The following is a 13,705-nucleotide window of genomic DNA, read 5'->3' on the forward strand; positions in this document are numbered from 1 at the left end:
TTAACAGACTTTTACCTATGTATAATATTAATATAGTAAAATCATAACAACCGATATTGCAGTTTCCAATAATATACTATATAATCAATTTAAGAAAACGTTTTCATGCAAAGGGGGAGAATTTCGTGTCGACTATAGAGGACGTGGCGAAATTAGCGGGGTTATCAAGGACAACGGTTTCTAGGGTGATTAATAATCATCCATATGTTTCAGATGAGAAGAAAAAAAGGGTTCAATTAGCAATGAAGCATTTAGGCTTCGTTCCTAATTCTGCGGCGAGAAGGCTTCGTAAACAAAAAACAGAAACAATTGCGGTGCTCGTTCCAAGGATTACAAATCCTTTCTTCAGTAGATTTATCGAAGCAATCGAGATTGCTGCTTCTGAACATAAATATAAACTGATTATTTGTCAAACAAGATATTTACCGGAAAAAGAGATGGAGTATTTACAATTATTATCTACGAAGCAAGTAGATGGGATTATTCTATGTTCACTAGAAAATCCGTGGGAAGATGTAGAGCCATACTTACAGCACGGTCCAATCGTGTTGTGTAATGAATATATTGAGGAAGCAAATATTCCAACAGTGAAGTTTGATCATGCGCAAGGAGCATACATAGCTGCGAAGCATGTGTTAGATCAAGGATATCGTAATCTTATTTTTTGCCGTGGTAACGAAACCAAAGTCGTTAGCCAGCAGCGAAAAATGGGCTTTTTACGTGCAATAACTGAGAAGAGCCGCCAAGTAGAAGCGATTGACTTTCTTGAAAACGCTTTCTCTTGGGAAGATGGAAAACGAATATTCCATGAAGTATTAAAGGACAAAAAAAATCCTACCGCGATTTTGGCAGGAGGCGATGAGGTAGCAGCTGGAATTATCTCAGAGGCGAAACGCCATAACTGGAGCATTCCAGATGATCTCGCTGTTATCGGTTTTGATAATCAAATATTATCGCAGATTACAGAACCAGGTATTACGACAATTGAACAGCCAATTGATGAAATGGCCCGAAAAGTTGTCGACCTAATGATGGATAAAATCCATACGAAAAATTATCGAAAAAAAGAATTGTATGAGTTTGAACTGGAGCTCTTGGTGAAAGGTTCAACGATGAAGGATAAGATGTTATTAGCCTAGTAGACTATGTCTGCTAGGTTTTTTTCTGTTCACAAACTACTATTCTTCGTGAACGCAATCATCACATTTGTTATGGTATGCTTCGTGTTGCTCATCAATTTCTTTCCCACAGTGCGCACAAGTTTTCGTCGGTAAATTTCTGAAAAACTCCATTGGTTGATCGATCATGTCAATCCCTCCATTTCCATTTCTTACTATCATTGTATTAGTACAAAAAATAAAAGTCAACAACTGTTTTATAACAAAATTGAAAATTAATGAAAAAGTTTAGGAAATGGATTATAGTTAACAATGTAGGATGTAAGTAAAACATGCATTCCTACTCGGTTTTAGAAAGGATGGATACATATGAAAATGACTGTTGTCGGCTTTTGGGGCGGCTTTCCAGAAGCGGGAGAAGCAACGTCGGGGTATTTGTTTGAACACGATGGTTTTCGTTTACTTGTAGACTGTGGTAGTGGTGTACTAGCACAGCTTCAAAAATATATAACACCATCTGATATAGATGCAGTTGTACTATCGCACTACCATCACGATCATGTTGCAGATATTGGGGTATTGCAATATGCGAGATTAATTACAAGCGCGACAACAAGGCAACTACCAGAACTACCAATATACGGTCATACGTTTGATGAGAATGGTTTCCATTCTTTAACACATGAACCGCATACGAAAGGAATCGCGTACAATCCAGAAGAAACACTTCAAATTGGACCGTTCTCGATTTCATTCTTAAAAACTGTTCATCCTGTTACATGCTTTGCGATGCGCATTACAGCAGGTAGTGATATCGTAGTATACAGCGCTGATTCCAGTTATATTCCTGAGTTTATTCCATTCACGAAAGATGCTGATCTTTTCATTTGTGAGTGTAATATGTATGCACATCAAGAGGCTGCAAAAGCAGGGCATATGAATAGTACAGAAGTAGCAAGTATTGCAAAAGATGCGAATGTAAAAGAACTTTTATTAACGCACTTACCGCATACAGGCAACCCATCTGATTTAGTAACAGAAGCAAAACAAATTTTCAGTGGCCATATTACGCTAGCGCATAGTGGCTACGTATGGAACTCATGAGGTGATACGATGTTATTTATTGATAATAAAGGAATTACAGACCCTAGAATAAACTTAGCGATTGAAGAATATTGTGTGAAAAATTTAGATATTAACGAAACATATTTACTGTTCTACATTAATGAGCCTTCGATTATCATTGGTAAAAATCAAAACACAGTAGAAGAAATTAATGCAGATTACGTAAAAGAAAAAGGTATTCATGTCGTTCGTCGTCTATCAGGCGGAGGCGCAGTATATCATGATTTAGGAAACTTAAACTTCAGTTTTATTACGAAAGATGATGGAGACAGTTTCAGCAACTTCAAAAAATTCACAGAGCCTGTAACGAAAGCGCTTAGTAAATTAGGTGTAAAGGCAGAACTAAGTGGTCGTAACGACATTTTAGCTGAAGGTAGAAAAATTTCAGGTAACGCGCAGTTCTCAACGAAAGGTCGTATGTTCAGCCACGGTACGTTACTATTTGACTCTGAAATCGATCACGTCGTATCAGCGTTAAAAGTAAAAATGGATAAGATTCAATCAAAAGGTATTAAATCAATCCGTAGCCGCGTTGCGAACATTACAGAGTTCCTAAACGAAGAAATGACGACAGAAGAGTTTAGACAACTTCTTCTAGAAACAATTTTCGAAGGAGAAACAGAAATCCCAACGTACGAATTAACAGAAAATGATTGGAAAGAGATCCATAAACTTTCTGAAGAACGTTACCAAAATTGGGATTGGAACTATGGAAAATCACCGAAGTTCAACTTACAACATTCACACCGCTTCCCAGTTGGACAAGTTGATGTTCGTCTTGAAGTGAAAAAAGGAACAGTAACAGAATGTAAAATTTACGGCGACTTCTTCGGTTCACTAGATGTTCATGATATCGAAGAGCGTCTAACAGGCGTTCAGTTCGATAAAGATGCATTCACTGCAGCTTTAGAAGGCGTAGATATCGCACGCTACTTCGGTAACATTACAACAGAAGATTTCTTACATTTATTCTTCTAAAAATGAGGGAGGCTGCCATAAAGGCAGCCTCTTTCTTTTTGTAGTTTTGTCGATATAATTCCATTTACCACAAAATGTATACTTACAGGACATCTGCCTCTTATAAAGGAATATATATATGAAAAGGAGGCGAATCGAAATGAAAAGAGTAATGTACGTTATATTATTGCTCAGCTTCGTCATCGGAATGACAGCGTGTAACAGTGGATTGCCCTCAAGTCGTACAATTTTGTCTATCGGAAAACCGGCTGAGGATAATGTTATATATTTTACGCATACAGATAACAAACGAAAGATACATGATATACAAGACATGTTTCAAAATAAGAAGTGGAAAAGAAATGAAACATTCAGCACTGTTAATAAAACGCCAGATGTCGTCTTATCAATAGATGAAAACAACAAAGGGTTACCGACGTTATATGTTACGGTGTATTTTCATGAAGATGGAGCGGACGCTCTTAACTTGCACGGCGAGCATACGACGTTAAATAAAGAGGAACTTAATAAACTTAGAGAAAAGATGAATGCATATTATCCTAAAATGATTTCTGGTCTAGTTTCATAAATTACTTGTAAATAAAATCCCCTTATTTTTCCAAAGTAAACTAAGAGAAGGTGAGCTGTCTATATGCAGTTAATAGAATATCACTTGCCACTTTAATTTTCTTTTAATATAATTAATTTAGAATTTTTAAATATTCTAAATTTTATAAAGGTGGGGTTTTTGTGAATCTCGTTCAATCTTTGGCTGAAACGGCAAAAAAGAAGGGGGATAAACCGGCTTATATATTTATGGATCAGTCGGTCTCATATGACCAATTAAACAAAATGGTCACAAGGTTTTCTAGCAATTTAGCAGAAATGGGCATTGGAAAAGGGGACAATGTCGCATTAGTTGTTGGGAACTCACCACATTTTTTGGTCGGTTTATACGGAACAATGAAAGCCGGAGCAACTGTTATTCCAGTTAATCCAATTTATACAGCAGACGAAATGCATTATATTTTACAAAATGGAGATGTAAAAACAATCATCGTACTCGACGTCCTTCTACCTGTTATACAATCTCTTACAACAAGACTTCCTTCATTAGAAAACATCATCATATGCGAAACCTCATCAGATTTTAACCATACAGAAACCGAAAAAATGAAAACGTTTACTAGTTTTGTGGGGACTGGAGATACAACTTACGAAGGTCCTGAACTAGATGAAGAAGATGTAGCGGTTATCCTATACACTTCGGGCACAACTGGAAAACCGAAAGGCGCTATGCTCACACATAAAAATTTATATAGTAATGCGAGCGATGTGGCTTCGTATTTACAATATACGGCTGATGACCGCGTTGTTGCGGCACTGCCTATGTTCCATGTATTCTGTTTAACAGTTGCGGTAAATGCACCGATTGTGAACGGGGCAACGATTTTAATGTTACCGAAATTTAGTCCGAAAGAAGTATTCCGTATTTGTCGTACGTATGAACCAACGATCTTTGCTGGCGTACCGACGATGTACAATTATTTATATTTATTTGAAGAAGCAAGCGCAGAAGATGTGAAGACGCTTCGCCTTTGTATTTCCGGTGGTGCATCGATGCCTGTTGCTCTTCTGCAAAACTTTGAAAAACGTTTTAACGTTATTGTTTCAGAAGGATACGGTTTATCAGAAGCATCACCAGTTACTTGTTTCAATCCGCTAGATCGTCCTCGTAAACCAGGGTCGATTGGCACAAATATTTGGCATGTAGAAAATAAAATTGTAAATGAACTTGGGGAAGAAGTACCTGTCGGCGCAGTCGGTGAATTAATCGTTCGCGGACCTAACGTTATGAAAGGATACTATAATGCACCAGAAGATACAGCTGCGACATTGAAAGACGGCTGGCTATATACAGGTGACTTGGCGAAAATGGATGAAGAAGGTTACTTCTATATCGTTGATCGTAAAAAAGATATCGTCTTAGTTGGCGGTTATAACGTATACCCTCGTGAAGTAGAAGAAGTATTATATACGCACGAATCAGTAGCGGAAGTTGTTGTAATCGGTGTTCCTGATGAAAACTTAGGAGAAGCAGTGCGAGCTTACGTCGTTCTGAAACAAACGAACGTAACAGAAGAAGAACTAATGCATTACTGTACGTTACATTTAGCGAAATATAAAGTGCCGAAAAGCATTGAGTTTTTAATAGAATTACCGAAGAATACGACTGGTAAGTTGTTAAGAAGAGCATTGAGAGAGAAAGCGATGCAAGTGTAAAAATGAGGCAACCATCTTTGAAGGTGGTTGCCTCATTTTTTTGTGCATTGATTAAGCTGTGGTGCCATATATTTAAAGCTTCATATGACCAACAAGGAGGAGATATACATAGAACAGAAGGGATTAACGCTTACGGCGAGTGCAATATCTTATTTGCAAAATTATGGATGAACTCTGAAAATGATAAGAACGGTAATTTTAATCAAAATGGAGTAATGAACCGTGAATCAATGGCTACGGTGTTAGTAAATGCATATAAATTAGAATGGAATGAAAATAGTAAGTTACCAAAAGAATTTGCTGATTTGAAAAATCATTGGGCTCGAAGTATGCCAATATTTTAGTTTAGCAAAAAAATTTAAAATCCAAGTTGACACATATGAATTACAAAATTAAAATGAAAAGAAATCGAATACAATACATTAGAAGCTAATCAGATAAACTGAAGGCGCACAATGTTCACATTTGTGAATATATTGTGTGCCTTTTTCTATTGTATAAACTAAGGGGGCTTAACGATGAAAAAGTGGGGTAAGGCAGCGTTTATGAAAAGTACAGGTGTTTTATTATCAGCAGTTGTACTTTTATCAGGGTGTGGTTCGGCAACATCCACTAGTAATTCTGAAGGAAGTGGGGATAAAAAAACAGTTGAGCTTTTAAATGTTTCTTATGATCCAACTAGGGAGTTATATCAAGATTTTAATAAAGATTTTGCGAAGTATTGGAAAGAGAAGCACGGGCAAACAGTAAATGTAAAACAATCACACGGGGGATCTGGAAGTCAGGCGCGTTCTGTTATTGATGGCTTAGAAGCAGACGTTGTTACACTAGCACTTGCTTATGATATTGATGCCATTAGCAAGAAAAAACAATTAGCAGAAGATTGGCAGAAGCGACTTGCGAATAATTCCACTCCATACACGTCAACAATTGTATTTCTTGTTCGAAAAGGAAGCCCGAAAGGCATTAAAGACTGGGATGACTTAACGAAAAAAGGTGTGTCTGTCATTACACCAAACCCAAAAACATCAGGCGGAGCACGTTGGAACTATTTAGCGGCGTGGGGATACGCATTGAAAAAATATAATCATAGTGAAGATAAGGCGAAAGAGTTTGTTAGCCAAATTTATAAAAACGTAGAAGTATTAGATTCAGGAGCGCGCGGAGCAACGACAACATTTGTTGAAAAAGGAATTGGTGACGTATTAATCGCATGGGAAAATGAAGCGTTATTATCCCAAAAAGAGCTTGGAAAAGATAAATTTGAAATTGTAACCCCTTCTATTAGTGTACTTGCAGAACCACCAGTAGCGGTTGTAGATAAAGTCGTTGATAAAAAAGGAACGAAAAAAGTAGCAGAAGGGTATCTTGAATATTTGTACTCAGAAAAAGGACAGGAAATTGCGGCGAAAAACTTTTATCGTCCGCGTAATGAAAAAGTAGCAGAAAAATATGCATCTCAATTTCCGAAAGTTCAATTATGTACAGTAGATGAACTATTTGGTGGCTGGAAAAAAGCACAAGAAAAACACTTTAATGACGGCGGCGTATTCGATAAAATTTATCAAAAATAATGCGTACTGCTAAAGGGGGATGAGGTGAAAGAGGATGAGGAAGAAGCGTGTTTTACCAGGGTTTGGATTATCGCTTGGATTTACAATGTTGTACATGAGCTTATTCGTACTTATACCACTTTCTATCGTATTTATTCAAACTTCACAGTTAGGTTGGAAGAAGTTCGCTGGGGTTATAACGAACGAGCGTGTGTTGCATTCCTATCAAGTTAGTTTTACAACTTCATTTGCAGCTGCTATTGTAAATGCCATTTTCGGTTTATTAATAGCTTGGGTGCTCGTACGCTACAAGTTTCCAGGGAAACGACTATTAGATGGACTCATTGATTTACCGTTTGCACTTCCGACAGCTGTAGCTGGTATTACACTTACAACGCTTTATGCGGAAAATGGATGGATTGGGAAAATATTTGGTCTGTTGCATATAAAAGTAGCTTTTACACCACTCGGAATTATCGTTGCGCTTACTTTTATCGGTTTACCATTTGTCGTTCGAATGGTGCAACCAGTGCTGCAAAATATTGATAAAGAAGTAGAAGAGGCAGCTTCGAGCTTAGGTGCATCCCGCTTGCAAATATTTGTGAAAATCATTTTACCAGAAATCTTTCCCGCTCTTCTTGCAGGTTTTTCACTCGCATTTGCAAGAGCATTAGGAGAATACGGATCTGTCGTTTTCATCGCAGGTAATATGCCGATGAAAACAGAAATTGCACCACTCATGATTATGACAAAACTAGAACAATATGATTACGCGGGGGCAACAGCTGTAGCGACCGTGATGCTTATTATTTCCCTCCTTTTCCTTCTTCTTATTAATATGATTCAAAGCTGGAGTAGAAGGCATGAACTAAAAAGTGAATAGGGGGAGAGAAAATGGAACCAACATTATTAGAAAAGAAAATAGTAAAAAGCGTATCAGCTAAAAAAGAATCTAAGCTTGTACCAGGCATATTAATTACGATTACAGTTTTATTTTTATCTCTCTTTCTATTACTGCCACTCATAACTATTTTTCTAAAAGCCTTTGAAAGAGGGATGGATGTATACATTGCCGCTATTACAGATCAAGAAGCATTTTCAGCAATTAGATTAACGCTTCTCGTTGCGTTAATCGTTGTACCGCTGAATACGGTATTCGGAATCGCAGCGGCATGGCTTATTACAAAGTTTCAGTTTAAAGGAAAACAAGTATTACTCTCTCTTATTGAACTGCCGTTTGCTGTGTCACCAGTTATCGCAGGATTAGTATTCGTCTTACTTTTCACACCGAGGGGTGCTCTTGGCGAATGGTTACTTGAACATGGAGTGAAACTCATTTTCTCTGTACCAGGCATTATTATCGCAACAATCTTTGTAACCTTCCCGTTCGTTGCACGTGAATTAATTCCGGTTATGCAGGCGCAAGGGAAAAGTGAAGAAGAGGCAGCTTTATCACTTGGCGCAAGTGGCTGGAAAATGTTTTGGCGCGTTACGCTTCCAAATATAAAATGAGGTCTTTTATACGGCATGATTCTATGTAATGCCCGTGCTATCGGTGAGTTTGGAGCCGTTTCTGTCGTATCAGGTCACGTGCGTGGCATTACGAACACGATGCCGCTCCATATTGAAATTTTGTACAATGAATATCAATTTTCAGCAGCATTTGCAGTAGCGACGTTAATGTCATTAATTGCAGTGTTTACACTCGTTATAAAAAACTGGATTGAATGGCGAATGGAAAAACGACAATAAGAGGGGGATTACGGTGAGTATTCAAATTCAAGGTGTATCCAAGCAATATGGTACATTTCAAGCACTAACAGACATTCATTTGGATATTCCAAAAGGTGAACTTGTTGCCTTATTAGGCCCGTCAGGTTCTGGGAAAACGACGTTATTACGCATTATTGCAGGATTAGAAGAAGCGGATGAAGGTTCTATTTCATTTGATGGAGAAGATTTAACAGACATTCACGTGAAAAACAGGCAAGTCGGTTTCGTCTTTCAGCACTATGCGCTCTTTAAACATATGAATGTATTTGAGAATGTCGCTTTCGGTTTAAAAGTAAGAAAGAAAAGCTTAAGACCGTCAGCAGAAGCGATAGAAGAAAAGGTAACAGAATTATTAAAGCTCGTAAAAATGGATGGCTTTGCTAAACGTTATCCAGCGCAATTATCTGGTGGACAACGTCAACGTATTGTACTAGCCCGGGCACTTGCAGTCGAACCGAAAATTTTATTACTCGATGAACCGTTCGGTGCACTCGATGCAAAGGTGAGAAAAGAATTACGAAGATGGCTCCGAAAATTACATGACGAATTTCAAATTACGAGCGTATTCGTAACACATGATCAAGAAGAAGCGTTAGACGTTGCAGACCGCATCGTTGTAATGAATGAAGGTTGCATTGAACAAATGGGAACACCGGAAGAAGTATATGAAAACCCAGCAAGTCCGTTTGTATATGACTTTTTAGGAAATGTAAATTTATTTCACGGGCGCGTTCATAAAGGAAAGCTAAATGTAGGATCGGTCGAACTAGAAGCACCAGAGCATAAGCACGTTTCCAACGTAGACGGAATAGCCTACGTAAGGCCGCATGACTTATCAATCTCTCGTACGAAACAAAGCATAGATGCAATCCCAGCAAAAGTATCTTATTCTCACGCAGTCGGACCTGTCGTATATGTAGAATTAAAACGAGATGGAACAGATGAGTACTTAGAAGCAGAAATAAGTAAAGAACAGTTCAAGCATCTCAGCATTCAAGCGGGTGATGTTGTATACGTACAGCCGAAAGAAGTGAAGGTGTTTATTCCGGAAGATTTTGTAATTTAAGAGTGTTTACTCTTAAATTACAAAATCTATTAATAAGAAAAGGTCTCCTAAAAAATATTTTAGGAGGCCTTTTCTTTGTTTATCGTAATAACTTTTTCTCATATGAAATGTAGTCGGAAGTTTGTATATATAATAGCGGAGCGTGTTCAAACAACTATTTGATACGAGTAGTAATGAAGATATTCTTCCTACGTTCTTACATAAAATTTTTAATTTTGGATATTTGTATCATATGTTTCTGCAACAAACACAAAGTCTACATGCTCTTTATCAATAAAAATACTTGTTTTAGATGGAAGACCTGTTATGGTAGAAACAATATCAACCTCAACAAGGTCAAATCCTACACGATAAGCATCTTCAATTTCAATTCCACCAGTTAGAAAATGCAATCCATCCCCAAATGACTTAAATACAAATACATTTTCTTTCAAACTTTTATTATCCATTTCAATCCATTCTTCGTTAATATAAATCTTAAATGTCGTGCACTTTGGAACACACTCGATGTGATGTATTCCTTTATAACTATTAAGCGAAAACATATAGGTATGAGTTTCTTTAAAGTTAATATCTATCCCGTATTTAAAAGCAAAAGTTTTATATACCATTTCATAAAACAATGGCATTACAATATCATCCCATGCGTCATAGGCAAAAGCATGAATTGGTATTAGATGAGGGTATAAACTTACAATCGCTTTTTGAAAATTAAGTAAGATGGTTGTATCTGTAATTTCTTTTAAAGAATCATCTATTTCATGATCATAATCTTTCGAAATTCTGTTATCAATCATATGACAAACTCCTTACATAGTCTTCTATATACTACGTTTTTCCGCATCACCAGTTACGTTCCTTCTTCAACTAAATTGCAAGTTTAACCGATGATTCCAAAAAAGCCCTTGTCTTATTTTATCAATCGTTAAATCGGATTGGGATACTACAAGCATAAATGAGAAAAGAAATCGTCTTTTCTTTTTTATGATAGATGTATTTATTTTTAAACTGTATTTACTTTACTCTTTATTTTATTTAGATTTGGATATGTAACATTATTGTGTTAAAAAATATTTCAGCGAGGTGAGTTTATGAAAGAAAAGAAATGGTATAGGCAATTAGTCGTAATGGTGTAGGAGTATCATCTAAGGCCATTTTAAATGCCGTTAAAACTGGCGAAAAAGTTATACAAAGTGGTGGTAGAGCTAAATCTACTAGTAAACAGGCTGTAGTAGTTTTAAATAAAAAAGGTAAAGTAATTACAACTTTTGCTAAGGGTTCAAAATAAACTGGGAAAGGAGAAGATAAGGTTGTTTAAATTAAATAAAGAGATGCAGATTTTATTGAAACAGACATTAGAATCACAAAATAAACATTTACTATGGTTAAATGTTTATGAAGACTTAAGTATGATAGAAACTGAAAAAATAAATAAATTGAGAGATATTATAGTACATGAATTAATGGAGAAAGGTTTTGATGAACGAGACAATATAAACGATTTGGGAAGAGCATTAGAAGAGCTAATTGATATCTTAGGAAATTTAATACCTTAGAAAATGTTAAGCTGTATGGCAACGTTTTTAGCAGATGGAAAGTTCCGTTAATTACAGAATGAAAGATTATATAATTTTTAACAATGCGCTTAATACGAGCGTAGCTATGATTAGAGAGTTTTGCATGTGTAGAATAACTCCAAAAATATAAGGATATATTCTGAGGGCGTATGATTATATAGTATATTTATTGATTCGAATCTTTAAAAGGAGAGGAAACATGGAGAAAATAATAGGGATTATTCTGATTATAGGTGGTATGATTCCATTAATTTATGCAATGATACAAATCTATCGGCAATGGAAAGAAAAAGGACCTTCTTTTGCCCTTAAATCAATAATTTTCCTAGCCGTAAGCATTTTGCTAGATACTGCAACAACTATTATATTGTGTATAGTAACAGTATTCATTGGTATTTGTTTAATTATCTACACATAATAAGTTCAAGAAGGCTAACTTATCGATTGTTACTAATTGGAGGGATTGAATGAACTTCATTTTACATGGATCTAAACATACAGTTTTGGCTTCCGTTTTTGACTCATTTCAAGGTAGGGAAAAAGAGTTTAATTGGCTTATAACAGACATGGAGATTGTCGCACAGCAGGAAGAGAAACTTATCCGAGATTATCCTAAAATGTCGCATCCAATAGTTTGGATAGCAGGTGAAGATCTTTCAAATCTCGTAAAGAAATATAATCCTCAATTTATTTGGGGTGTACTATCTGCGTTTGATAAATCTATAAACATTGATATTAATAATTTGCTTGTAGAGCCCTATGCAAATGGAAACGAAGGGCTCTACCAAGTCCAAATATTCAGCACCCTCAAGCAAAAATTGAAATTGTTTGTTGGGATTCCAGTTTAATGTTGTTATTAAGTAACGATATAAATATTGATGATAAATTTAGAAATTACTTTAAAGAAGCTAGGGATTTAAATGCCTATAATTCGGAATTTTGATTTAAATGGAGACAACATTAATCCGTTATACGAAACAGATATGGAAAAGGGAACGGTATGCGTACTCTACAAGTAGCGTATTATAAGGTGAAAAGCGGATTCTCTGTGAGGAGAATTAGATTATTATTGATTTATAAAAACAAATAGGAATAGATAAACTTAATATTATTAAATGAGAATAGTAGGATGGAATAGGGATAAATATAACTTTGAGAGAAAAGAAGGTGTATTATGGAGTTTACATTCGAAAAGGTTCAACGTATTGAAGATGCAAATATATACCGTGTTAGTAATATAACTGATATTTATGAAACAGATTTATTTGATGATTATAATCGTAATGTTGATAATTTAAGTTTACTTGTTCAAGAGAGGATTAATCAGTTTATTGTACATGTAGATAAATCTGAGGAAAAAAATGTGAAAGAAGAAATAGAGTCTAAAAACATTTCCTACACAGTTTTTGATTCGGGAAGAAGGAACATTTTCTTTGTTTTTGATTCTATACCAAGGACAGAAGTATCATATATAATCAAGTATTTTTATGGTGTAAGTATAGAAAATACTTTTGCTATTATCAGTTTAGGAAATAGCGTTGGTATTAAACTAGAGGAAATAAATCAAAGTAAATTGATGAAGTGTTTAATGGGAGAATGTGTTGTACCACAAATCGAATTAGTTCCATCATCGGCGTGTGCATTTATTCAATATGATGGTGCGCTTTTAACAATTGCTAGTAATAATTTCGATATTTATGCAACATGAAAATAATAAGAGGTAATTAAATGATTTTTTTAGCGCAAGGAGATACTGGAGATATCCAAAGTTAATTAATATATATATGTCGCACCACTTATATTTTTCAGAAAAGGTAACTTTAAGAATATAGGAGGATAAAAGATACATGGATAAAGAATATGAAGAACTCATAGTTAGGAGTTTTTTTAAAAAAAAATCCAGGATAGAATTATTTTTGAACTAACTTCACCTAAAAAAAGAGTGAAGGCATTAGGGCGTTTGGCGCATAACCATGACACTATCTTAAATTCTATGTATTTTGAATCTATCCCAAAAAATATGGTGTATGCTGAAGGAATATCAACGTAATTAAAAAAATATGGAGCAAAGGATTCTTGTTACGTATCGGTATAATGTTGATAACAAATTAATGGTAGTTTAAGATGCATGGTAATGTTACATATTAGTATGATGTGAATGCAAAACGATTGTTGAATCTTTCTAGTAAAAATAGAATAGCTGCATTAAAAATTTACAATGAACCTTATGCTATAGGAAAAGAAAGAGGGAAT

14 protein-coding genes and 2 pseudogenes are annotated in these 13,705 nt (G+C 35.6%); 14 read left to right on the forward strand and 2 right to left on the reverse strand.

Features of this window, described 5'->3' with window-relative positions:
• Positions 1 to 125 precede the first annotated feature (125 nt).
• Complete coding sequence (locus ACTFN4_RS26805; protein WP_000103715.1) at positions 126 to 1,139, forward strand: LacI family DNA-binding transcriptional regulator; 1,014 nt, start codon at positions 126 to 128, stop codon at positions 1,137 to 1,139.
• A gap of 39 nt (positions 1,140 to 1,178) precedes the next feature.
• Here the strand turns inward: ACTFN4_RS26805 and yhfH are convergent, their stop codons facing one another.
• A complete protein-coding gene (gene yhfH, locus ACTFN4_RS26810) occupies positions 1,179 to 1,307 on the reverse strand; it encodes a protein YhfH (RefSeq protein WP_000567010.1) in 129 nt (42 codons plus the stop codon).
• 180 nt (positions 1,308 to 1,487) lie between these two features.
• On the opposite strand from yhfH, the gene ACTFN4_RS26815 reads away from it, so the two are divergent.
• From ACTFN4_RS26815 to ACTFN4_RS26855, 9 genes and pseudogenes are all read left to right on the forward strand, one after another.
• Positions 1,488 to 2,222 (forward strand): MBL fold metallo-hydrolase, encoded by a 735-nt coding sequence (locus ACTFN4_RS26815; protein WP_000784668.1) that lies wholly within the window; start codon positions 1,488 to 1,490, stop codon positions 2,220 to 2,222.
• Positions 2,223 to 2,231: 9 nt separating this feature from the next.
• Positions 2,232 to 3,221 carry a lipoate--protein ligase gene (locus tag ACTFN4_RS26820; RefSeq protein ID WP_000897273.1) on the forward strand — a complete coding sequence of 330 codons (990 nt, stop codon included), beginning with the start codon at positions 2,232 to 2,234 and terminating at the stop codon, positions 3,219 to 3,221.
• Between the two features lie 139 nt (positions 3,222 to 3,360).
• The gene (locus ACTFN4_RS26825) at positions 3,361 to 3,789 is read left to right on the forward strand and encodes a hypothetical protein (RefSeq protein ID WP_000832612.1); all 429 of its coding nucleotides are present in this window, start codon (positions 3,361 to 3,363) and stop codon (positions 3,787 to 3,789) included.
• A 161-nt stretch (positions 3,790 to 3,950) separates the two neighbouring features.
• Positions 3,951 to 5,483 (forward strand): fatty acid--CoA ligase family protein, encoded by a 1,533-nt coding sequence (locus ACTFN4_RS26830; RefSeq protein ID WP_001055178.1) that lies wholly within the window; start codon positions 3,951 to 3,953, stop codon positions 5,481 to 5,483.
• 167 nt (positions 5,484 to 5,650) lie between these two features.
• Positions 5,651 to 5,827, forward strand: coding sequence for a hypothetical protein (locus ACTFN4_RS26835; RefSeq protein ID WP_001986183.1), 177 nt, complete (start codon positions 5,651 to 5,653; stop codon positions 5,825 to 5,827).
• A 174-nt stretch (positions 5,828 to 6,001) separates the two neighbouring features.
• The gene (locus tag ACTFN4_RS26840; protein WP_439963079.1) at positions 6,002 to 7,057 is read left to right on the forward strand and encodes a sulfate ABC transporter substrate-binding protein; all 1,056 of its coding nucleotides are present in this window, start codon (positions 6,002 to 6,004) and stop codon (positions 7,055 to 7,057) included.
• Positions 7,058 to 7,091: 34 nt separating this feature from the next.
• Complete coding sequence (gene cysT / locus ACTFN4_RS26845; protein ID WP_439963081.1) at positions 7,092 to 7,919, forward strand: sulfate ABC transporter permease subunit CysT; 828 nt, start codon at positions 7,092 to 7,094, stop codon at positions 7,917 to 7,919.
• Between the two features lie 11 nt (positions 7,920 to 7,930).
• Positions 7,931 to 8,788: pseudogene (cysW, locus tag ACTFN4_RS26850) on the forward strand (sulfate ABC transporter permease subunit CysW).
• 13 nt (positions 8,789 to 8,801) lie between these two features.
• A complete protein-coding gene (locus ACTFN4_RS26855; RefSeq protein ID WP_439963082.1) occupies positions 8,802 to 9,875 on the forward strand; it encodes a sulfate/molybdate ABC transporter ATP-binding protein in 1,074 nt (357 codons plus the stop codon).
• A 209-nt stretch (positions 9,876 to 10,084) separates the two neighbouring features.
• On the opposite strand, the gene ACTFN4_RS26860 is transcribed toward ACTFN4_RS26855, so the two are convergent.
• On the reverse strand, positions 10,085 to 10,672 hold the full coding sequence (locus tag ACTFN4_RS26860) for a hypothetical protein (RefSeq protein ID WP_000566764.1): 588 nt from the start codon (positions 10,670 to 10,672) through the stop codon (positions 10,085 to 10,087).
• 513 nt (positions 10,673 to 11,185) lie between these two features.
• Here ACTFN4_RS26860 and ACTFN4_RS26865 point away from each other — a divergent pair.
• The 4 genes and pseudogenes from ACTFN4_RS26865 (at position 11,186) to ACTFN4_RS26880 (ending at position 13,160) form a co-directional block, all read left to right on the forward strand.
• The gene (locus tag ACTFN4_RS26865) at positions 11,186 to 11,431 is read left to right on the forward strand and encodes a hypothetical protein (protein ID WP_000475565.1); all 246 of its coding nucleotides are present in this window, start codon (positions 11,186 to 11,188) and stop codon (positions 11,429 to 11,431) included.
• A gap of 220 nt (positions 11,432 to 11,651) precedes the next feature.
• A complete protein-coding gene (locus ACTFN4_RS26870) occupies positions 11,652 to 11,870 on the forward strand; it encodes a hypothetical protein (RefSeq protein ID WP_000411162.1) in 219 nt (72 codons plus the stop codon).
• A gap of 49 nt (positions 11,871 to 11,919) precedes the next feature.
• A pseudogene (locus ACTFN4_RS26875) lies at positions 11,920 to 12,395 on the forward strand (hypothetical protein).
• 231 nt (positions 12,396 to 12,626) lie between these two features.
• The gene (locus ACTFN4_RS26880) at positions 12,627 to 13,160 is read left to right on the forward strand and encodes a hypothetical protein (RefSeq protein WP_000397230.1); all 534 of its coding nucleotides are present in this window, start codon (positions 12,627 to 12,629) and stop codon (positions 13,158 to 13,160) included.
• Positions 13,161 to 13,705 lie beyond the last annotated feature (545 nt).

Origin of the sequence: Bacillus cereus group sp. MYBK95-2, from assembly GCF_051915225.1 — a bacterium.
GTDB classification, from domain to species: Bacteria; Bacillota; Bacilli; order Bacillales; family Bacillaceae_G; genus Bacillus_A; species Bacillus_A cereus.